This window comes from Nocardia sp. NPDC019323 (assembly GCF_044389845.1).
GTDB classification, from domain to species: domain Bacteria; phylum Actinomycetota; class Actinomycetes; order Mycobacteriales; family Mycobacteriaceae; genus Nocardia; species Nocardia implantans.
In genome coordinates this window covers 17,239-38,399 of record NZ_JBIRYN010000015.1, presented here as the reverse complement: position 1 = coordinate 38,399, position 21,161 = coordinate 17,239, and the positions used below count along the sequence as shown (strand labels likewise).

Annotated in this window: 15 protein-coding genes; 4 read left to right on the top strand and 11 right to left on the bottom strand. The window is 67.4% G+C overall.

Annotated features, from left to right (window positions below):
- Positions 1-7: 7 nt before the first annotated feature.
- Together ACH49X_RS32530 and ACH49X_RS32525 are read right to left on the bottom strand one after the other, a co-directional pair.
- Positions 8-2,233 carry an MBL fold metallo-hydrolase gene (locus tag ACH49X_RS32530; protein WP_357209085.1) on the bottom strand — a complete coding sequence of 742 codons (2,226 nt, stop codon included), beginning with the start codon at positions 2,231-2,233 and terminating at the stop codon, positions 8-10.
- Positions 2,230-8,334: a hypothetical protein gene (locus ACH49X_RS32525; protein WP_357209084.1), complete on the bottom strand. Its 6,105-nt coding sequence runs from the start codon at positions 8,332-8,334 to the stop codon at positions 2,230-2,232. The genes ACH49X_RS32530 and ACH49X_RS32525 overlap by 4 nt, the downstream gene beginning before the upstream one ends.
- A gap of 432 nt (positions 8,335-8,766) precedes the next feature.
- Between ACH49X_RS32525 and ACH49X_RS32520 the strand changes: the two genes are divergently transcribed.
- A complete protein-coding gene (locus ACH49X_RS32520) occupies positions 8,767-9,420 on the top strand; it encodes a hypothetical protein (RefSeq protein ID WP_357209082.1) in 654 nt (217 codons plus the stop codon).
- A 66-nt stretch (positions 9,421-9,486) separates the two neighbouring features.
- On the opposite strand, the gene tuf is transcribed toward ACH49X_RS32520, so the two are convergent.
- From tuf to hppD, 7 genes are all read right to left on the bottom strand, one after another.
- Positions 9,487-10,677, bottom strand: coding sequence for an elongation factor Tu (gene tuf, locus ACH49X_RS32515; protein WP_039801922.1), 1,191 nt, complete (start codon positions 10,675-10,677; stop codon positions 9,487-9,489).
- A 98-nt stretch (positions 10,678-10,775) separates the two neighbouring features.
- The gene (fusA, locus tag ACH49X_RS32510) at positions 10,776-12,878 is read right to left on the bottom strand and encodes an elongation factor G (RefSeq protein WP_195083235.1); all 2,103 of its coding nucleotides are present in this window, start codon (positions 12,876-12,878) and stop codon (positions 10,776-10,778) included.
- A 136-nt stretch (positions 12,879-13,014) separates the two neighbouring features.
- Positions 13,015-13,485 (bottom strand): 30S ribosomal protein S7, encoded by a 471-nt coding sequence (gene rpsG / locus ACH49X_RS32505; protein ID WP_014353063.1) that lies wholly within the window; start codon positions 13,483-13,485, stop codon positions 13,015-13,017.
- A gap of 1 nt (position 13,486) precedes the next feature.
- Positions 13,487-13,861: a 30S ribosomal protein S12 gene (gene rpsL, locus ACH49X_RS32500; RefSeq protein WP_039801925.1), complete on the bottom strand. Its 375-nt coding sequence runs from the start codon at positions 13,859-13,861 to the stop codon at positions 13,487-13,489.
- A gap of 340 nt (positions 13,862-14,201) precedes the next feature.
- Complete coding sequence (locus tag ACH49X_RS32495; RefSeq protein ID WP_195083236.1) at positions 14,202-14,759, bottom strand: DUF3558 domain-containing protein; 558 nt, start codon at positions 14,757-14,759, stop codon at positions 14,202-14,204.
- Between the two features lie 10 nt (positions 14,760-14,769).
- Positions 14,770-15,297 (bottom strand): DUF3558 domain-containing protein, encoded by a 528-nt coding sequence (locus ACH49X_RS32490; RefSeq protein WP_195083237.1) that lies wholly within the window; start codon positions 15,295-15,297, stop codon positions 14,770-14,772.
- Between the two features lie 93 nt (positions 15,298-15,390).
- Positions 15,391-16,593, bottom strand: coding sequence for a 4-hydroxyphenylpyruvate dioxygenase (gene hppD, locus ACH49X_RS32485; RefSeq protein WP_195083238.1), 1,203 nt, complete (start codon positions 16,591-16,593; stop codon positions 15,391-15,393).
- Between the two features lie 159 nt (positions 16,594-16,752).
- Here hppD and ACH49X_RS32480 point away from each other — a divergent pair, with 159 nt between their 5' ends.
- Positions 16,753-17,277 carry an Lrp/AsnC family transcriptional regulator gene (locus ACH49X_RS32480; RefSeq protein WP_195083239.1) on the top strand — a complete coding sequence of 175 codons (525 nt, stop codon included), beginning with the start codon at positions 16,753-16,755 and terminating at the stop codon, positions 17,275-17,277.
- A gap of 4 nt (positions 17,278-17,281) precedes the next feature.
- Here ACH49X_RS32480 and ACH49X_RS32475 read toward each other — a convergent pair whose 3' ends face one another.
- Positions 17,282-18,394 (bottom strand): winged helix DNA-binding domain-containing protein, encoded by a 1,113-nt coding sequence (locus ACH49X_RS32475; protein ID WP_195083240.1) that lies wholly within the window; start codon positions 18,392-18,394, stop codon positions 17,282-17,284.
- A gap of 21 nt (positions 18,395-18,415) precedes the next feature.
- Positions 18,416-19,390 carry an NADPH:quinone oxidoreductase family protein gene (locus ACH49X_RS32470; RefSeq protein ID WP_195083241.1) on the bottom strand — a complete coding sequence of 325 codons (975 nt, stop codon included), beginning with the start codon at positions 19,388-19,390 and terminating at the stop codon, positions 18,416-18,418.
- 145 nt (positions 19,391-19,535) lie between these two features.
- On the opposite strand from ACH49X_RS32470, the gene ACH49X_RS32465 reads away from it, so the two are divergent.
- On the top strand, positions 19,536-19,865 hold the full coding sequence (locus ACH49X_RS32465) for a type VII secretion target (RefSeq protein WP_195083242.1): 330 nt from the start codon (positions 19,536-19,538) through the stop codon (positions 19,863-19,865).
- On the top strand, positions 19,862-20,989 hold the full coding sequence (locus ACH49X_RS32460) for a transglycosylase SLT domain-containing protein (protein ID WP_357209081.1): 1,128 nt from the start codon (positions 19,862-19,864) through the stop codon (positions 20,987-20,989). Before ACH49X_RS32465 ends, ACH49X_RS32460 begins: the two co-directional genes overlap by 4 nt.
- The last annotated feature ends 172 nt before the right edge of the window (positions 20,990-21,161 follow it).

The window sequence follows — 21,161 nt, the reverse complement described above, 5'->3', positions numbered from 1 at the left end:
GGACTTGTCAGCCAGAAAGCCGCCAATGCCGGGTAGGAGCTACCGAGACTCCACGACGGGTCAGGTTGTCCGCGAAGTCCCGTTGCTTGGACGCAACCCCGTGCACCAGCATCACGTCACGAGCGCCGATCTCGGTGATGATCGACGACAGGCCGCGCCGATCGGCGTGCGCCGACAGCCCGAACTTCGCGACCCGCGCGTTCACCGTGAGCTCGTCACGGTCGAGCACGAACGTGGCCTGCCTCTTCGCCTCGGCTAGCTCGAGGAGCTCGAATCCGGGGGACTCCTCGTCCTGATAGCCGGCGATCAGTAGGGCCGCCTCCGGGTCCGGCAGGATCGACCGTGCCCACGTGACCGCAGGACCGGCTGTCAACATTCCCGACGTAGTCACTATGACTCCACGCCGGAAGGTGCGCAGCAGTTGCTGCCGTTCTCCGGCCCGCACCGCGGACACTTGATCGCCATAAATCTTCAGCAGCCGTACGGCCCCGGCGGTCTGCTCCTCGTAGATTTTCGCGATGTCCTTGGCCATCCCGTCGATGAGAACCGGTACGTCCGGCAGGCGGTCGCGCAGCGTCAGCGCGACTTCCTGGGCCCTCCCGAGCGCGAAGGCCGGCACCAGCACCCGCCCGCCGTTCGCCGCCGAGTCGCCGACGGTCTCGGCCACGATGCGCACGAACTTTTCCACTTCGGCGTCGCGATTCGAACTGTGATGCCCGCAGTATGTCGACTCGATCACCAGCAAGTCCGACCCGCGTGCCGCATCGGGCACCACCAGGCCGGGCACACTCATCTGCGCCAAATCGGACACGTCCCCGGTAACGGTGACCCGGTTCGGGCCGGCAGACACGACCACGCCGGCAGCGCCGAGGATGTGGCCTGCCGGGAATAGCGTGATCGTGACACCGTCAGCGACCTCAACGATCCGGCCGCATCGAACCTCACGGATGCGGCGCTGCGCGGCCACGACCTGCGCCTGCCCATACGGCGGCTCCGCCAGCGGTGCGTCATCCTCGACATAGGCGCCGCGGGATCGCTCGAACACCCGCACCGAGTCGTTCCACATCGTCGGCAGGATCGCCGCGGTCTCAGGGGTGCAGATAACCGGCACATTCGGGTATTCCGCGATCAACGCCGGCACGTAACCGGCGTGGTCGTTGTGCGCGTGCGTGATCACGATCGCGTCGAGCGACCCGGCCAGTGCCACGGCGATATGTTCCGGCCCAGCGTGGTCGATGCGCTTTTTGGGGCGCATCCCGGCGTCGATGAGGATCCGGACGTCACCGACGCTCACCAGCATGCAAGAGCCGCCGATGTCGGTGCCGCCGCCCAGCGGCGTCAGAGCGATCTCGCGCGGCTCACCTACCCACACCGGTTCAACCGGTGCCGGCGGCTCGAGCAGAGCGTTCAGGACCGACAGCAGCGAAGCCTGCGTCACACCAGTCTGCTCGAGCGCCGCGGCGATCCGCGAGTCGGCCGGCGTCACCGTCCGGGCATCCACGGCAGCCGCTGCGGCCGCACGCTCACGCGGGTCGATGTCGATGTCGTCGACAACCGAGAGTCCGACCGGCGCCGGGAGGATCGCGGCCTTCAACACCGTTGCCGCGGCCAGCACATCCGTGGCCAGCTCCGCCGCATGGGCACGCGCGGCAGCCAGCTCGGCTCGCAGCGCCTCGATGACAGCCAGCGCCTCGTCCCGATCTTCCTCGGCCACTGCGAGATCGAGACGTAAGCGGTCGGCTTCCCCACGGGCGTAGTCGCGCTGCACCCTCGCCTGGTCTCGGGCCGCACGGGTCTCGCTCAGGCGCCGCTCGAATCTTTCCCGCAGCCGCCGCGCCGCAGCAGGATCGAGCGCGATCGGTCCGCGCCCGTTGTCGACTGCGTGCTGCCCACCGTCGTCTGTGGTCTTCGCGGATGCCTTGGACCGGCCGCGAGGCGTCCGGACCGCACGAGGATTACGCAGCACCTGCGCCGCCGCGGCGCTGTCCGCCGCGTTGTCGCTCAGCAAAGCCACCAATTGCGGGTGGGTGCCGTCCAGCTCGTCGCGGTAGGTGTGCGCAAGCTCGGCCCGCAAGGTCGGCACTCTCGCAATGAGGTCGAGCAGGCCGGCCCGATTCACCCGCGAGAACGCCTGAGGGTCGATCTGTTGTTCGGCATAGAGCTGCGACTTCAAGGCCGCTCGAGCCGCGTCGAAGATCATCGCCTCGAGCAGCTGCGGCGCGGTCCGGCTCATCCGTGCACACGCTTGGTCGCGGCGACCATGACAGGCTCGAGCTTGAACTGTCTATCGTCGGGCAGCCCGACAACGAGACCGAGGACACGCAGCACCTCGAGCACGTCAGCCACGCCGCCGGTGTACCCGGCGGCGGCCACCGCGGTCGGGGTGAGTGCCTCCGAGGCTTCTTCGCCGCTGTCGCCGTGAAGTGCGAGGTAGTCCGCGAGCGTGTCGAGGTCGGCGTGCTCGTCCGCGACATTCCGCACGAGGAAGTCCCATGCCTGGCCGAGCGTGGCGTCACTGCGGACCCCGGACGCCTCGACCAGCTCCCGGCAACGCTCGACATCCATCAGGTGAGCTCGGATCTCGCGCAGCGGGTCGGAACGCAGTCCGGATTCGTGCTCGGTCAAGTCCTCGGCGATCTTGTTCAGCAGTATCGGCCAGCCTCCGGTTACCGCGAGCAACTCGTCGCGAGCCGCGTCGTCCTGGAACGGCAAGGTCGTCTCGGTCAGCCACAGCCGCAGATCGGTCCGGTCGTAACGGCGTAGCTCGGTCAGCCCGGAGGAGGTGTCCGACTCCCGCGCCGCGACCGGCCACATGGGCGCCTGCGCGGGCCAGGACACGAGCACGATTCCGAGAGTGCCACCGGAGTGTTTCGCGATCAGCTCCCGCGCCCGTGTCCACGTCGCCGACGCGACCTCAGGAGTGACGTTCTTCAAGTTCACGATCACGATGACGTGTCGACCGGCAGCCTTGAACGTCCCCCGCTGGCACACATCGGCCAGTGTCGCCGGGGTCGCGTCCCGCATCACGCTCTTCCGGTGCCCTGACACCGCATGCTCGTTCTCGTCCTGCAGTGCCCTCAAACACCGTTCGATCGTCAGGGCATGCGAGCCGATGACCTGGCGGACCTGACTGCGGGGTGCGAGCAGGTCGGCGATCTGTTGCGACGTCAACGGCCCACGCGTCGGGCCCTCCACGAACACCGGCCGCATCATGCTTCCGTCGAAGCTTTCCGGCAGTTCGATCGACTCGGCTTGATCGAGGACTGCCTCGACCTCCTCTTTGGCACCGAGGAGGTCGAGAACATTCGGCGTCCGCAGTCGGTACCCGCGGTTCGTGTAGGACAGCACACCGAGATCGACGCACTCGTCCAGCAGAGCCCGGAACTCGCCGGTGCGGACGTCTTCGGCGGAAAATCCGGTCGGCCACCAGGTCTCGCACTCCGCGCGCAGCTCGCTCGGCGTCATCGTCGCGTCGATGCCTCCAGCGTGAGCGTGGAGCGCGACGCTGTAAGCGATGATCTTGTACCGGGGGTCCAAGTCGAGAGTCCAATCGAAGCGCTTGCGGAACGACGTCCGCAGCCCCGCATCGGCCCACACCCGTTCGACATCATCGGCGTGCACGGTCTGCGGTGGCGCGCCCGCGGGCATCGGCGCGGCCTGCAGATTGCGCAGCAATTGCGCGGCGAACAGTTGGATGAGGGCGGGTTGGTTGTTCGCGAGCGCGAGGACGCGCGCGGCATGGTCGCGGTCGTCGAAGTGATACCCGAGCGCATGCAACGGACGAGTCAGCAGATCGTAGGCGGCCTGAGGAGCCAGTGGACCGACACAGACCGGCTCGCCGAAGTGTGCCAGCGGATGGTTCGCGAGGCGATCGAACCGGGCGGTTTGGTGCAGACCGGCGAAAACCACCTTCACCGCGCGCCCGGTCCGCTCCATCAGCTCCTTGAAATGGGTCACGTGGGTGAACATCCCGTTGACCGCCTCGGCATCGCCGTCGAGGAATTTGTCGGACTCGTCCAGCAAAAGCAGCAGCTGCCGTCCTGGGCGAGCCGAGATCCACTTTGTGACATGCCCTGTGAGCGCCCCGGCGACATCGCCACCCGGAATATCCTGCGGCACGATGTCTCGGGCGGCCAGCAGTGGCCACAGCGTCGTCCACACCGCGTCGACCGACACCGCTCTCCCGATCTTGAAGATCGACTCGTAGATCGCGTGCCGGTTGTGCTTGTCGTCGAACTGGCGAGCCGCTTCCAGCAGCAACGCCGACTTGCCGAGTTGCCTGCCGCCGTACACGATGCACGGGCCCATCATGTCGATGATCTTGGCGCGTTCGTCGTTGCGACCGTAGAACATCTCTTGACGAATACTCGCTCCGGGCACGTCCGGTGTGAACGGCGAGGACGCTGTGAACGGCAGAAGCGCCGCCATGGTGATCTCACGACTCGGTTCCGGCTGGCACGACAGATACGCGAACGCGGCGTCATCGATCACGATCGTTGTCGGCAGCCGCCGGTCGCTACGGAACAGACCCGCCAGCTCGCGGCGCGCACCGGAATCGAGCGTGCCGAAGTACAGCACGACGATGGAACGATCGCTCGGCTCCTCCCGCAGCATCTCCACGAGTTCGCGCGGGGTCGGACCGCGCCAAATGCCCAGCAGCCGCAACGAGTCACCCGACGGACTCATCCCCGACCCGAACGCAGGCAGCAGGGCTTTGCCGGAGGTGGCCCGTACGCCGTGCAAGTCCAGCCACGAACCGCGGCCGCCGGAGTGCCCACGCCGTGCGGGCGGAGTGGTCGACTTGTCGAACACGAACCCGACCTGTTCGAGGATCGACTTCACGTTGCTGATTCGAGCGTCGAACGACCGGGCCTGCGCAAGAAGTGTCCACTGCTCGATCCTGGACGCGGCCGTCGTTCCACGGCCGACCTGCCCGAGCTCGATCGCGGCGGAGGCCAGCGCGTCGGCGAGCGGACCGGCAAGGAGGTCGCCGGTCGATTTGCCCGCCTCCAGCACGCTGCCCAGCTGCGTGAGCATGGGGTGCACGCCCGCGCCGAGACTGCGACGGGCGTTGGCGAAGGTGTCCGGGAACGCCTCGAGAAACAGTGACAGGTGATCGATGGCCGCCCGCGGTCCAGGAAGTTGACCGCCGGAACGGATCGTGACCTCGTATTCCGCCGCGGTGGTCAAGTCACCTTTATCGATACACCGCTGGATCCGTTCGAGGGCGTCGGCAGGCATCCCGGTGGGGTCGAGCGCGTTTCGAGCGGCGGCGATGGACGACTCCACAATCGTGGTCCGATCGAGTTCGATCTCGTCGAGGCCGGCGAGCATGACGTCGAAGTCACTTCGAGTGCCGCGGTGTCTGCGCTGGTAGGCGCGTGCGCGGGTGGTGAGGTCGGTCCAGTCCTCGACGCGCAACCGACCGAACAGCCGGTCGGAATCGATACGAGCCGCGAGCGTGTCCGCGTTCTTGTCGACTTGGGCGATGGAGGCTTCGATGGCCTCGTCCCGCGCCGCCGACAGCCGCTGCGCGAGCTGGGGATTGCGTGGCCGCAACGTTTCGATGAGTAGCTGGGTACCTACCTGGTCGTGCCGCGCGGCGCGCGCGTCGAATGCCGCGATCCAGCCGACGTCTCCGGCGCGCAATGCGTCGAACGCGGTCACGACGTCCGCCACCTCGGGCGTACGGCGTGGCGTGAATGCCGGGTCGAGCTCCACATTCGGGGCGAGCGTCAACAGCCCGCCGAGGACGCGGTCCGACGGGATCTCCTGCCCGGCGACCGACTCGGTGCCCATGAGCAGGTCCAGCGCGTTGTTCAGCAGTTTCAGGCCGGCATCGGTCGCGGCGTCACGGGCCTCGTCCCCACTGTCACGCAGCTGATCCAGCTCGGCCAGCGCCTGCGCACGGACTGCGGCCACCTTCGTCCGCAACTCCGCGATCGGATCGGTCATCCACGTCCCCCCGGACGGCGACAAGTTCTCCGTTGCGATCACCCAGCGGGCGAGCAGCTCGGTGACATCGCCGGTCCACTCCAGCAGCTTGGCCCGTGACCTGGCCTCGATCCGCTTCCCGATTCGCTTGCTGCCGCGTGCGTGCGACACGGACCTGTCCAAGGCCTGCTCGAGACTACGAGGCGTGCGCAGCTCCGCCACACGAGCTCGGACGAATTGCAAGTCGTCCGGCGACATCGACCTGGACGCGACCATGCTGAGGGGTTCGCCGAGATACCCGCCTTCGGGTGCCATCCAGGTCTGCCACAGACCGGTAGCGGGGCCGTACTTGATCGTGCGATTCGGCGCGTTCTTCAGCTTGGTCGCTGCCTCCAAGGCGAGCGCTTCGTGCTCGGACGAGGCTTCGGCCGCTTCGATGACGGCATTGGCGTTGCGCGGAGTCAGGTATACCCCCGCATAGATGGCGGCTTGCAGCATTTCGGTCAGCTCGCCGACGGCGCCGCCGGAGCGGACGATGCTGGTGGTGGCGTCGCGCAGCGGATCGGATGCGCCAGCGATCGGGGACAGCAGGCCCGCGCGCACGGACGCGCCGTATACGAGCATCTGCGTACCAGGATGGTCTTTCAGGTCACTGGGTTCGAGGTCGGCGATGGTAGACGCGAACGCGGCGGCGTTCGACCCGGCGGAGGTCTTCATCGCGTCGGCCAGCGCCGCGAGCCGGTGCGCGGCTCGGATCGACGTGCCGGCATCCTCCGCGGTCTCGAGCCAGTACGCCAGCGACAGCTCACCGGAGCGCAAGAGCTCGCTGTACAGCGCGACCGGGTTGTGTCCATCCGAAGTGTCCGAGGCGGCAGCGGGGGCGGGGGCCGTGCGGGCCTGCGGCGGGCGGTGCGTCGAACGCGGCACCGGGACGGTGAAATTCAACTGTGCGACAACGTCGTCGAGCTCCAGCTCAGGCTGCTGAGGGGCAGATTGCTCAGCGGCCGGCATCGCTTCCCGCTGGTCGGCGACAGCGGCGTCCGCGGTCTCGTCGGTCGCGGTGTCGCCGCCGACCGGGGCCATCTCGGCGTCGGAGACGGGCTGGGGCGCGTCAACGTCGGCTGAACCCACACGCTTGTCATCCGCGGTCTCCGCCGGACCGTCCTGTGCTTGCTCCATGTCCAGGACATCGGGCGAAGCGTCGGCAGACCTCGGCTCGGCCATGTCGCCGATGGCGAATGTGCCCGGTTCGTTGACGAACATGAGCAGCGGAATCGCAGCAGGCACCGTGGCGGTGACCGTCCCGACGAGTTCGACGGCTCGCTGAGGGTCACGGCCCGCGAGCTCGATCAGCTCGAGCAGCGCCAGGAGGGCGCCGACAGTCTCCGCATCGCTGTCGCTGGTCACGTCGCCGGCCAGAGTTCGAACCCGCGCGATGTGGTCGGCAAGGAACAACGGCCCCGTCAACGTCGTGAGGCGCCGAACCCGCTCGATTCGCGCGGCGGCGGCGTCCACCTCGGCCGCGGCGTTCTCTGCCCGCCGCAAGGCCGCGCGCGCGGTCTCCAGGCTTGTGACCGGCTCGCCGCCGTCGACGGCCGCCGCAGCAGTCAACAGCCCGGACAGACTCACGGAAAATCCCGCGACACGGACGATGTCGGAACTCTCAGCCGGAACGCCGTCCGCGACCGTACGAGCCAAGGCAGGCAGGACACTGCTTACGAGCGCTTGCCGCTCCTGCTCCAGCCCCTCACATGCAGCGGTCAGTTCTGCCAGCACAGCTGGCTCTTTCCCGGTACGAAGTTCCCGGGTCGCGTCGGCCGAGAGTCGCTCGGCCAGTCCAGCCACTATGGACTCGAACGCGATTGCCGTAGCCGTCCCGAGCGCCCCGGTTTCCTCCGGTGTGTCCGTTTCGTCGGCGCCGGCATCGAAGGCCGCTAGATCGTCCAGGTCGGATAGGACGTCGACAAGCGTGGCCAACGACGCCGGCGCTTCCGGCAACAGCGGATACCGCTCGCGAACCTTTTGCCACACCTGCTGAGCGGCTTCGATCTGCACCTCGTCCCAAAATGTAGGCGGGTCAGCGAGCAGCCAGGCAAGGGCGGCCGTAGCCCCATCGTGCCCGGTTACCGCCATCGATGACCAGGCCGCTATCCGCGCCACTTGCGTCGATCCGAAGTCGTCTATGTCGAGCGCGTCTGGGTATAGCCAGCTGTCCTGCAGCGATCCGAGTACCTGTGTCAGCTCGTCCGGGTCCGCGCTGAGAATCGCGGCGAGCTGGCGTTCGGTCAGGTCGCTGGTCGGCGCGGTCGCCCGGATCGCTCCGTGGAAGCAGGTGTGGAGAATCCCCGCAGCCCGGTCGTCGTCGGCGCCGGCGAGGTTGGACAAAACAGCAACGGTCACGGCGGTCAGCGGCGCCCCGGCGCGAATCTTGAGGCATTTGTGAAGGAAGTTCATCTCGCGGCGAGTCAGCTTCGGGACCTCTGCGGTGAGGTCGGCCCGGCGGACCGCACTGGCTGCCGACTTCGCGATCCGGGCTCGCCGTAGGCTCCGGCACTCGTCCTCGGTAAGCCCGACGTCGCCCCCGAAAACCTGATCCTCGCTATCGGATGCAGTGCAGTCGCTCAAGACGCCCCCTTAGTTCACTGTAGCGTTGACGTTCCCGCGCTGAGGCGCGCGTCGCGTCCAGCTCGTCCGGGCCGAGTTACGCTCTGCGCCAACCCATCTCGCATAATCGTAGGGCGACTGTCCGGCGTTTCATGTCGCAAAGGAAAAATTGGTGCGGCTGTCTTCGCCTCATCGTTTCGGTTGCGCCGCAACAGTTACTGTGTCGGTATGCGGTGGGTGATCCTGGTGGGCGTAATGCTGGTCGCGAGTGCGTGCTCGCACTCCACCGAGGGAAAGCCGCAGCCGGTGGCGGGTGCGCAATCGTCCCAACCGAGCACGTCGGCAGCGGCGGCGGAGAGTCGATTGCAGGATCGAATCGCCTGGGTGAAGCAGGGATCATCGACCGATCTCGCGCCCTATCACTCCACCGCGCCCGAGGGTGGCCCGGCAACAGATCTGAAGGCCGATATCGCGTTCGTCAGTCCGACCCACAAGATCAGCTGTATCACCGGCACCGAACTCGGTTTCGACGGGTTCGACTGCATGGTGGAGCTGAAGGAACCGATGCCGGCGCCGGGCGAGGGCTACGGCCAATGGTTCGGCGGCTATGTGACGTACTCCGGAGACCGGTTGACAGTGGGCCAATTCCGCGGCGACCCAGGGCTTTTCGTCAACGGTGAGGGCCGGGTGCTGCCATACGACAGCACCATCACCTTCGGCGACTACTCCTGCCGGCTCGCCACGACCGGCCTCACCTGCGTGAACCCCGTCCAGGGCACTGGCGTGCAGCTGAGCAGCGAGGGCGTCGTCCCCCTCGGCTGCCTACGCGAACTCCCGGAAGCGGAACGTGAACCGACCGTCGGCCACGCCTATTCCTGCTGACCACCCCCCGAAACGCGAACGGCGCCGCTCCCGGAGGAGCGGCGCCGTGAGCGGCGATTCAGCGAATCACTTGATGATCTTCGTGACGCGACCGGCGCCGACGGTGCGGCCACCCTCGCGGATCGCGAAGCGCAGACCCTCGTCCATGGCGACCGGCTGGATCAGCTTGACGGACATCTCGGTGTTGTCACCGGGCATGACCATCTCGGTGCCCTCGGGCAGGGTCACAACGCCCGTCACGTCAGTCGTACGGAAGTAGAACTGCGGACGGTAGTTGTTGAAGAACGGGGTGTGGCGGCCGCCCTCGTCCTTCGACAGGATGTACGCCTGGCCCTCGAACTCGGTGTGCGGGGTGGTGGTGCCCGGCTTCACGACGACCTGGCCGCGCTCCACGTCCTCACGCTTGATACCACGGATCAGCAGACCGACGTTGTCACCGGCCTGGCCCTGGTCGAGCAGCTTGCGGAACATCTCGATACCGGTGACCGTGGTCTTGGTGGTCTCCGGACGGATGCCGGTGATCTCGACTTCCTCGTTGACGTTGATCACGCCGCGCTCTACACGACCGGTGACGACGGTGCCACGACCGGTGATGGTGAACACGTCCTCGATTGGCATCAGGAACGGCTTGTCGGTCTCGCGAACCGGGTCCGGGATCGACTCGTCGACCGCGTTCATCAGCTCGAGCACCGACTCGGTCCACTTCGGGTCGCCCTCGAGCGCCTTCAGACCGGAGACCCGCACGACCGGCGCGTCCTCGTCGAACTCCTGCGAGGCCAGCAGCTCGCGGACCTCCATCTCGACGAGCTCGAGGATCTCCTCGTCGTCGACCATGTCGGCCTTGTTCAGCGCGACCAGGATGTAGGGCACGCCGACCTGACGGGCGAGCAGCACGTGCTCACGGGTCTGGGGCATCGGGCCGTCGGTGGCGGCGACCACGAGGATGGCGCCGTCCATCTGCGCCGCACCGGTGATCATGTTCTTGATGTAGTCGGCGTGACCCGGCGCGTCGACGTGCGCGTAGTGGCGCTTCTCCGTCTGGTACTCGACGTGGGAGATGTTGATCGTGATACCACGAGCCTTCTCCTCCGGCGCCTTGTCGATCTGATCGAACGCGAACGCCGCGTTCAGATCCGGGTACTTGTCAGCCAGCACCTTGGTGATCGCTGCGGTCAGCGTGGTCTTGCCGTGGTCGACGTGACCGATGGTGCCGATGTTGACGTGCGGCTTCGTCCGCTCGAACTTCGCCTTCGCCACTGTTTTGTCCTCCTGGACTTGTTGGTGCGTGCAATTGCAGCAGTGCGGGGTCATCCCCGCGGTCAACGGGGAAAGGGTTTACAAACGCCCGGGAGTCATTACTCGCCGGTCGCCTTGGCGATGATCTCCTTCGACACGTTGGCCGGAACCTCCGCGTACGAGTCGAACACCATGGAGTAGTTCGCCCGGCCCTGGGTCTTCGACCGCAGGTCACCGATGTAACCGAACATCTCCGAGAGCGGAACCAGCGCCTTGACGACACGGGCACCACTGCGTTCCTCCATGGCCTGGATCTGACCACGGCGGGAGTTCAGGTCGCCGATCACGTCGCCCATGTAGTCCTCGGGCGTCGTGACCTCGACCGCCATCATCGGCTCGAGGATCACCGGACCGGCCTTGCGGGCCGCTTCCTTGAGCGCTTGCGCGCCCGCGATCTTGAACGCCATTTCCGACGAGTCGACGTCGTGGTAGGCGCCGTCGAGCAGCGTGACCTTCAGGTTCACCAGCGGGTAGCCGGCGAGCACACCGTACTGCATGGCGTCCTGGGCGCCCGCATCCACCGAAGGGATGTACTCCTTCGGCACGCGGCCACCGGTGACCTTGTTCTCGAACTCGTAGTGCGCGCCGTCCTCGCCGACGAACGGCTCCAGCGCGATGATCACCTTCGCGAACTGGCCGGAACCACCGGTCTGCTTCTTGTGCGTGAACTCGAGCTTCTCGACCTTCTTGGTGATCGTCTCGCGGTAGGCCACCTGCGGCTTACCGACGTTCGCCTCGACCTTGAACTCGCGCTTCATGCGGTCGACCAAGATGTCGAGGTGCAGCTCGCCCATACCGCCGATGACGGTCTGGCCGGTCTCGGCGTCCAGCTTGACCGAGAAGGTCGGGTCCTCTTCGGAGAGGCGCTGGATCGCGGTGCCCAGCTTCTCCTGGTCGGACTTGGTCTTCGGCTCGATGGAGACCTCGATGACCGGGTCCGGGAAGGTCATGGACTCGAGCACGATCTGGTTCTGCGGATCGCACAGGGTGTCACCGGTGGTGGTGTCCTTGAGGCCGATGACCGCGTAGATGTGACCGGCCGAAGCCGCGCCGACCGGGTTCTCCTTGTTGGAGTGCATCTGGAACAGCTTGCCCAGACGCTCCTTCTTGCCCTTGGTCGAGTTGATGACCTGGGCGCCGGAGTCGACCTTGCCGGAGTACACGCGGACATAGGTCAGCTTGCCGAAGAACGGGTGCACCGCGATCTTGAACGCCAGGGCCGCGAACGGCTCGTCGGCGCTCGGCTTGCGGGTGAGCAGTTCCTCTTCCTTGCCGGGCACGTGGCCGGTGGTGGCCTCCACGTCCAGCGGCGAGGGCAGGTAGTCGATGACCGCGTCGAGCATGGGCTGCACGCCCTTGTTCTTGAACGCGGAGCCGCACAGCACCGGGTAGAGCTCGGAGGTCACCGTCAGCTTGCGGATGGCGCCCTTGATCTCTTCGACGGTCAGCTCTTCGCCGCCGAAGAACTTCTCCAGCAGCGCCTCGTCCGACTCGGCGACGGTCTCCAGCAGTTCCTGGCGGTACTGCTCGGCCTGCTCCTTCAGGTCGTCCGGGATCTCGACGACCTCGTACTGCTCACCGAGCTTGGTCTCGCCACGCCAGACCTTGGCGTTGTTCTCGACCAGGTCGACGATGCCTTCGAAGGTGTCCTCAGCGCCGATCGGCAGCTGGATGACCAGCGGCTTCGCGCCGAGGCGGTCCTTGATGGTCTGCACGGTGAAGTAGAAGTCGGCACCGAGCTTGTCCATCTTGTTGACGAAGCAGATCCGCGGCACGTCGTACTTGTCCGCCTGACGCCACACCTGCTCGGACTGCGGCTCGACGCCCTCCTTGCCGTCGAACACCGCGACGGCGCCGTCGAGCACGCGCAGCGACCGCTCCACCTCCACGGTGAAGTCGACGTGCCCGGGGGTGTCGATGATGTTGATCTGGTTGTCTTTCCAGAAGCACGTGGTAGCCGCGGAGGTGATGGTGATACCACGCTCCTGCTCCTGCTCCATCCAGTCCATCGTGGCGGCGCCGTCGTGGACCTCACCGATCTTGTAGGTGATGCCGGTGTAGAAGAGGATGCGTTCGGTTGTGGTCGTCTTGCCCGCATCGATGTGGGCCATGATGCCGATGTTGCGGACCTTGTTCAGGTCGGTGAGCACGTCCTGTGCCACGGAAATCTTCCCCGCTCGTAGCTAGTTGGGATTATCGGGGACGACCCTGTGGTCGCCTCTATGTCAACGCAGGAAGCGGCCGGTGAGTGCCGCCTCCTGCTGTGCCTCCCGACCCAGACGACGGGCCGGGCAGACGTCACCAGCGGTAGTGCGCGAAGGCCCGGTTCGACTCGGCCATCTTGTGGGTGTCCTCGCGGCGCTTGACCGAGGCGCCGAGGCCGTTGCTGGCGTCGAGCAGTTCGTTGGCCAGGCGCTCGACCATGGTCTTCTCCCGGCGCGCACGCGAGAAGTTGACCAGCCAGCGCAGGGCCAGGGTGTTGGCGCGGCCCGGACGGACCTCGACCGGAACCTGGTAGGTGGCGCCACCGACGCGGCGGGGCTTCACCTCCAGCGACGGCTTCACGTTGTCCAGCGCGCGCTTGAGGGTGACGACCGGGTCGGTGCCGGTCTTCTCGCGCGCCTGCTCCAGCGCACCGTAGACGATGCGCTCTGCGGTGGACTTCTTGCCGTCCAGCAGGATCTTGTTGACCAGCTGAGTGACCAGCGGCGAACCGTAGACCGGGTCGTTGATCAGCGGACGCTTGGGTGCGGGGCCCTTGCGTGGCATATCAGCTCTTCTCCTTCTTGGCGCCGTAGCGGCTGCGGGCCTGCTTGCGGTTCTTCACACCCTGGGTGTCGAGCGAGCCGCGAATGATCTTGTAACGAACACCGGGGAGGTCCTTCACACGACCGCCGCGCACGAGCACCATGGAGTGCTCCTGCAGGTTGTGCCCCTCGCCCGGGATGTAGGCCGTGACCTCGACCGAGCTGGTCAGGCGAACACGCGCGACCTTGCGCAGCGCGGAGTTCGGCTTCTTCGGGGTCGTGGTGTACACGCGGGTGCACACGCCACGACGCTGCGGGCTCCCCTTCAGGGCCGCGGTCTTCGTCTTGGCGACCTTGTCGCGGCGCCCCTTGCGGACCAGCTGGTTGATGGTTGGCATAGACCGGCTTTCCTTATTAGTTAACGCGGTGTGTGGACTTCATGTCTGTTTTGTTCGCGGCGCTCCCGGGGCCCTTCGCGGAGGCAAGCTTCCACTGCAGGGCCCGTCGTTCACATCGCTGTCATCGAGCTTTCACTCGCACGTCCGGCCACGTTTCTCGCGTCCCGAGGTCGGGCGTGTCGCGCGCGGCGCGGAGCCCTTATTCCGGGCACGCTGGAGTCGTCGGCCGCTCTCGCTGGCCTACGGTCACGCACGAACTTGCCCGCATGCTTCCGGGCACAGCGGTCCACGATACCCGTGGCCGGGACACAGGGTCAAAGCGGGTCGGCTCGACGAGCGTTCACCTGGCCAGGTTCAGGGTCAATTCCATCAGCTTCTTCGCCGCGTCGCACGGATCGGGGTGCGCCGAACCGGGGCGGTAGTTGATCCACCAGCCGATCACCCCGTTGTCCGGTGCGCTCGCCGTCACACCGCAGGAATCCGGGTCCTTCGGCCTGCGGATCTGCAGCGCCAGCGAACTCTGGATGGTGATGTTGGTGGTCTCGTAGCCGAGTTTGTTGTTCGTCTGCTTCTCGTTGCTGAGCGTCCCGTTCTCGTACCAGTTGAGTGTCGCCATCCCGTTGCCGCCGGGCGCGCCGACGAGGTCCCACATGCACACCGCGCCGAAGAACGACTCGCTGACCGTGACGCTCTCGCCGATGGCCTTGCCGATCTGATCCTCGGACAGGATCTGGCATTCCCGCAGCAACTTGTCCAGCCTGGTGTTCACGGGCTGGCTTCCGCCGACGGGCTGTGGCGAACCGGGCACCACTTGACCGCACCCGCCCGCGGACAACGCCACCGCCACCGCCGCGGCGGCCACCGCGCCGCGCCCGCGCAGAACTCGTCGCACGTTCATCCCCTGCCCCTCACTGCATCCGCTGCAGAGTCAGCTCGGCGAGAGCGCGGCTACGATCGCACGGATTGCCGGACACGGCGCCGAACTGTCCGATGTTCGTCGACCACTCGAAGAAGTCGTCACCGAGCTGCACCGCCAGATCGCAGATCGCTCCGCTCGGATCCAAGGCGGCGAATCCGTCGCGCCCGCCGATCTTTATCGGGTCCGGCGCCCGCCCGTTCACCGTCACCCAGGCCCGCTCCCGCTCGATCGGACTACCCCGATACGAAGCGAAAGTGATACTGGGAGAACCGATTCCAGCAGATTGCCAGTTGCAGCCGACCGCGTTGCGGAACACCCCCGAGATCCGGCCGAGACCGCCGAGAGTGCGCACCTCGTCATCGGTCACGTGCCCGCACTCCCCGACGAACGGACCCAGCGCAACCACTTTGGGCGCCGGACGCGACGGACCGGAGTCCTCGGCGTCTCCGCCCGAACCGCAACCCGCCAGTGCGAGTACCAAGGCTGTCGCGGTCACGACCGCCGACTTGATCCGCATGGAATGAACTCTACCGATTACGCGCCGGGCGGACGGTCCGACGAACACGGCCCGGCAGCGCGGTGAGCGCCGACCGGGAGACCCGAACGCAGCCTACAGATTGCCGCGAGCTTGCTGTTCGCGCTCGATCGCCTCGAACAGGGCCTTGAAATTGCCCTTGCCGAAACCGAGGGAGCCGTGGCGCTCGATGAGCTCGAAGAAGACCGTGGGGCGGTCGGTGAGGGGTCTGGTGAAGATCTGCAGCAAGTAGCCGTCCTCGTCGCGGTCGACCAGGATGCCGCGGCGCTGGAGTTCTTCGACCGGGACCCGGACCCGGCCGATGCGGGCGCGCAGTTCGGGATCCTCGTAGTAGGCCGCCGGCGTCTCCAGGAACTCGACGCCCTCTTGGCGCAAGGCGTCGACACAGGCGAGGATGTCGCCGGTGGCGAGCGCGATGTGCTGGACTCCCGGACCGCGGTAGAACTCCAGGTACTCATCGATCTGCGAGCGCTTCTTGCCGACGGCGGGCTCGTTGAGCGGGAACTTCACTCGATGGTTGCCGTTGGCCACCACCTTGCTCATCAGCGCGGAGTACTCGGTGGCGATGTCGTCGCCGACGAACTCGGCCATGTTGGTGAAACCCATGACGCGCCGATAGAACTCGACCCACTCGTCCATCCGCCCGAGTTCCACGTTGCCCACGACGTGGTCGATCGCCTGGAACAACCGAGCCGGAGCGCCGTCGCGCCGCCGGTAGTTGGAGCGGCGCGCGACATAGCCGGGCAGGTAGGGCCCGTAGTAGCGGGAACGGTCGACCAGCGTGTGCCTGGTGTCGCCATAGGTGGCCAGGGCGGCCGAGCGAACCGTGCCGAAGTCGTCGGTCTCGTCGTGCGGTTCGACCAGGACGGTGGCGCCGTGGGTGCGCGCCCACGCCACACAGCGGTCGACGTCGGGCACTTCCAGCGCGATGTCGACCACGCCGTCGCCGTGCCGATCGTGGTGGGCGACCAGCGGACTGTCCGGGTCGACCGCTCCGGTGATCACGAAACGCGCCGCGCCGCTGCGCAGGACGAACGCCTTGTGGTCGCGATTGCCGGTCTCCGGACCGGAGTACGCCTCCAGCCGCATGCCGAACGCGGATTCCAGGAAGTGCGCGGTCTGGGTGGCGTTGCCGACCACCCAGACCAGAGCGTCCCATCCGATGACCGGAAACGGATCACCGCTGTTGTCGTGCTCGACCAGCCCCACCAGCGTGCGCAGTTCGCCGTCGCTGGGACCGGCGCCGGACCGGACTTCCCGCAGGTGCTCGATGGTCATGTTCCAAGGAAATCGCCGGGTCCGCCGGATAGGCAACAGCATCGATTCTCGATAGACAGGGTGGCGAATTCGGCTAGCAAACGACGCCTGATGCTGGACAATTTGAATAGCAGGCAGGCCAGGCGGCGAGCCCGGCCCGGTGCCGGAACGGAGGCCGTCATGGCGCGCACATCGGCGAAGCTCGACGAGCTCGATCTCGCCATCCTCACCGCGATGCACGAGTACCAGAAAGCGGGCATCCTCGAACTGTCCCGCCGGACCAGAGTGGCCAGGGCCACCGTGCAGTCCCGGATCGCGCGCATGGAGGAGTCCGGCGTGATCGCCTCCTACGACCCGCAGATCGACGTCACCGCGGCGGGGTTCGACGTGCAGGCGTTCGTCACGCTGGAGATCGCCCAGGGTGCGCTGGACACGGTGGCCTCCGAACTCGACGCCATCCCCGGCGTGCTGGAGGCCTACGCCACGACCGGCACCGGCGACGTGCTGTGCCGGATCGGGGCCGACTCGCACGCGGGGTTGCAGGCCGTGCTGCTGAGCATCGACCGGACGTCCTCGGTGGTGCGTTCACACAGCGTCATCGTGCTCTCGACCGTGGTGGCACGCCGGGCGCTGCCCCTGCTGCGCACGCTGAGCCCGACCGGGACCGCCAAAGCGCCCGCCTACCGACCGGCCCGCGAGCCGTAGCAGGTCAGGGGCGCAGGTCGGCGTGGACGTCGAGGATTTCGACGCTTCCCTGCTTGTCGCCCTCCAAGAAGCCGAGCAGAGCGTGCGCCTCCGCCTCGACATCCGCGCGCTCCGCCGCCGTCCACTTGCGGGTCGGACTGATGCGGAGCCGGGCGGCGCTCGCGTTCGTGAAGACCTTGTACATACCCGCGAGGAAGCCGTCGACCAGCACCGGGGACACCTGAGCGGCGAACGCGCGCAGCGGAGGGGCCGCGCCGTCGGGCACGATCCGGGTCCGGTCCCGGTGCGACAGCACGGCGTTGTCGTACCAGCCGAGCAGCCGCACCGGAGCGGGGACGTCCGGATCGGCGAGTTCGCCGTCGGCGACGTCGTAGAGCGTGCGACCGCGCTCGTCGGTGTAGGCGCGGACCCGATCGCCCAGTTCCGCCACGGCCTGCTTCATGCCGAGCAGCTTCGACCAGGTCTGCATGTCCATGGTGCTCGCGGGGCCGAAAGCACGCAGGTACCGGAAGATCAACTCCGCCAATGGATATGCGGGGTCCAGCGGCGTGCCCAACCAAGGCTCCACCCGCGACCAGACCGGTCTGCTGTTGTCCTTCCACTTGCCCCGCGGCGGGGTCTGCAACACCGGCAGCTGGTACAGCCAGGTCTGCACGACCGCGCCCGGGTCGCGGTCGGGGTACAGCTCGGCGGCGCGGGCGCGCAGGTCGGCCGCGGACATCGGCTCGTCGCCGAGCGTCGCTTCGCCGTGCCCGCGCACCTCCTCCGGATCCAGCCCGACCATCGCGCCGTAGTTGAAGCCCTTGCGGAAGGGCACTTTCTCCAGCTCCGGCTGCACGTGGGGAGCGATCCGCACCGCGTCGGGCGGCGTGACCAGGTGAATGGTGCCGCGCATCAAGGTGATCCGGACCAACGACCGGGCCTCCAGCGCCTCGGACACCGTCGCCGGATCGAAGGCCGCGACGCGGCTGAACAATCCGACGAACGGCGGCAGCGAATCCTGCGCCTGCAAACCGACGAGATGCTCGCACATCTCGTGCACCGTCAGTGACGAGCGCTCGAGCAGATGCTGGCGAGCCAGCAGGGTCCGGTTCAGTACCCGGGTGGACAGCTTCACGACGCGGGGCCGGTCTCTACGTCAGCGCAGCGTGACCACGACCTTGCCGGTGGCCGTCCGGTTGTCCAGCGATGCGACCGCCTCTGCGGCCTTGTCCAGCGGGTACAGCACCGGCTCCGGCGGCGCGATCTTGCCGGAGGCCAGCAGCGGTTCCACCTCGGCCCACTGCTCCTGCAGGTAGCCCGGATGCGACATCACCCACTCGCCCCACGCGGCGCCGGTCACCTCGACGTTCTTCAGCAGCAGCCGGTTGACCTTGACCGTCGGGATCTCGCCCGCGGTGAATCCGACGACCAGCAACCGGCCCGCGGAGGCGAGCGAGCGGATGCTGTCGGTGAAGCGGTCGCCGCCGACCGGGTCGAGCACGATGTCGACGCCGCGGCCGCCGGTCAGTTCCTTCACCGCGGCAAGCCAGCCGTCGGTCAGCACGACGTCGGTGGCGCCGTTGGCCCGCGCGACCTCGGCCTTGGCCTCGGTGCTCACCACGGCGATCACCCGGCCCGCTCCGAGCGCGGCCGCCATGCGCAGCGTCGAGGTGCCGATGCCGCCCGCGGCGCCGTGCACGAGCACCGTCTCGCCTTCCGCCAGCCTGCCCCTGGTACGCAGGCAGAAGTGCACGGTCAGGTCGTTGAACAGGATGCCTGCGCCCGCCTCCAGCGAGACGTTGTCGGGCAGGCGGAACACCATCTGGGTCGGCGTCACGGCCGTCTCGGCCATCGCGTTGCCGAGCATGGTCAGCGCGATCACCCGGTCACCCGGGCGCACGTGCGCGTCCTCGGGGGCTTCCCGGACGATGCCCGCGACCTCGCCGCCGACGACGAACGGCAATTCGGGCTTCATCTGGTACAGGCCGCGCGTCATCAGCACGTCGGGAAAGGCCACGCCGGCCGCGTGCACGTCGATCACAACGCCTCCCGGGAATGCCACCGGCTCCGGGATGTCCACGATCTGGACCGCTTCCGGTCCTTCCAGCTTGCTGACCTGGGCTGCGCGCATGTGCCGACCTCTCTGTCCTCGCACCGGCCTGATCCGCGCCGGCGCCACACCGACAACATAACCGGCCCGGTCCGGCGACGCCCGTCCGGACGCCCGATTTTGCTATGCTGGCCGCGACCTCGCGGTCGGGAGGGAAGGGGGATTCATGGTCGAGCAAAACCAGTCACAACCTGCGACGACGATGCAAGTCGATCCGGCGGCGCTGCGCTCGTTCGCGCAGACGCTGCACACGGAGGCCACCTCGGTCGCCGGCCTCGGCGGCGAGGGTTTCGCCGCCGCGGTCGGGGCGCTGCCCGGCACCGATTTCGGCTCGGTGGCCCAGCGCGCGAACGACGCCGCGCACCGCTGCCTGGAGCGAATCGGCTCGCGGCTCACCACGATCGCCGACAACCTGCACAACGCCGCGGGCAAGTACGAGCTGGCCGAGGACGATTTCGCGGCGAAGCTCCGCACCATAGGACTCCAGGTGCCATGACCCTCACCATCCCAGACGTCGAGAACTGGCAGCCGGAGCAGCTCACCGCGGCGGGCGCGCTCGCCGAACGGATGTCGCAGGGCCTGGACACCGCGGTCGGCAAGGGCGCGGACGACACGAAAGCGCTCGCCGACGCCCAGCAGTGGTCCGGCGCCGCGGGCGACGCCGCGAACGCCAGGATGCAGACCGAGAAGACCCGCGCCTCCGCCGTGAGCGCCGCACTGCTCGAACTGAAGACGGCCTTCACCACCCAGGTGCAGAATCTCACCGAGGCGAAAGCCAAGGTGGTGAGCCTGCGCGACGACGCGCTGAATCAGACGCCTCCGTTCGATGTCGCGCCCAACGGCACCGTGGACGCCAAGACGCGCATCGACTACCTGCGCTCGCACGCGGACAAGGCCGACGTCGAAGGCCTCGTCTTCCAGGAAGCGCTGCAGGCGGCCTCGCGGACGTGGGAACTGACCAACGCTCTCAAGACCGCCGAAGACGTGGCGAACCAGGCGAAGACGCAGGTCGAGGGCGCGGTCGGGAAGCTGGAGGCGGCTTTCGCCGGGCTGGGTGAGCCCGCCGCCAACGTGCCCGCGGCTCCCACCGCGCCCGCCGCCACCGCACCCGCCGCCGCGTCGGGAACTCCGGTGGCCTCGTCGCACCAATCGAGCCAGCTCACGTCCGGACACCACAACTCCGGCTCCCCGCACGGCACCTCGTCCGGCACGCCGTACCACGGCAGCCCGAGTTCGTCCGCGCCGTCCGGCCCCATGCCGACCGGCGACGTCGCGCAATGGATCGCCCAAGCGAAGCAGAAGCTCATCGCGATGGGTTACAACCCGGCGGACATCGACGAGCGGGCCATCGCGCTGATCATCGAGCACGAGTCCGCGGGCAATCCGTACGCGGAGAACCGCTGGGACAGCAACTGGGTGGCCGGGCACCCGTCCAAGGGCCTGATGCAGACCATCGACAGCACGTTCAACGCCTACAAGGCGCCCGGCCACGACGACATCTGGAACCCGGTCGACAACATCATCGCCGGCGTGCGGTACTCCATCGACCGCTACGGCTCACTCGGCAACGTACCCGGCGTGGCCGCCGTGAATTCGGGCGGCGCGTACCAGGGTTACTGACCGGCGCGCGGCCATGCCCCACGCCCGTCGAGCCCGGCGACCGTGCGCCGAGTGCGCGCAAGACCCCGTTTTTGCTGGCCCACGTCCCGGCTGACGGACTATTAAGGAGGTACGGACGGCTCGACGCGAGGGTGTGACGTACGCCCCGTAAAGTCGTCACAACAGCACCGCA

Coding starts and splice junctions, on each gene's coding strand:
- ACH49X_RS32530 (WP_357209085.1), bottom strand. CDS start 2,233: ATGAGCCGGACCGCGCCGCAGCTGCTCGAGGCGATGATCTTCGACGCG.
- ACH49X_RS32520 (WP_357209082.1), top strand. CDS start 8,767: ATGCGGTGGGTGATCCTGGTGGGCGTAATGCTGGTCGCGAGTGCGTGC.
- rpsG (WP_014353063.1), bottom strand. CDS start 13,485: ATGCCACGCAAGGGCCCCGCACCCAAGCGTCCGCTGATCAACGACCCG.
- rpsL (WP_039801925.1), bottom strand. CDS start 13,861: ATGCCAACCATCAACCAGCTGGTCCGCAAGGGGCGCCGCGACAAGGTC.
- ACH49X_RS32495 (WP_195083236.1), bottom strand. CDS start 14,759: ATGAACGTGCGACGAGTTCTGCGCGGGCGCGGCGCGGTGGCCGCCGCG.
- ACH49X_RS32490 (WP_195083237.1), bottom strand. CDS start 15,297: ATGCGGATCAAGTCGGCGGTCGTGACCGCGACAGCCTTGGTACTCGCA.
- hppD (WP_195083238.1), bottom strand. CDS start 16,593: ATGACCATCGAGCACCTGCGGGAAGTCCGGTCCGGCGCCGGTCCCAGC.
- ACH49X_RS32480 (WP_195083239.1), top strand. CDS start 16,753: ATGGCGCGCACATCGGCGAAGCTCGACGAGCTCGATCTCGCCATCCTC.
- ACH49X_RS32470 (WP_195083241.1), bottom strand. CDS start 19,390: ATGCGCGCAGCCCAGGTCAGCAAGCTGGAAGGACCGGAAGCGGTCCAG.
- ACH49X_RS32465 (WP_195083242.1), top strand. CDS start 19,536: ATGGTCGAGCAAAACCAGTCACAACCTGCGACGACGATGCAAGTCGAT.
- ACH49X_RS32460 (WP_357209081.1), top strand. CDS start 19,862: ATGACCCTCACCATCCCAGACGTCGAGAACTGGCAGCCGGAGCAGCTC.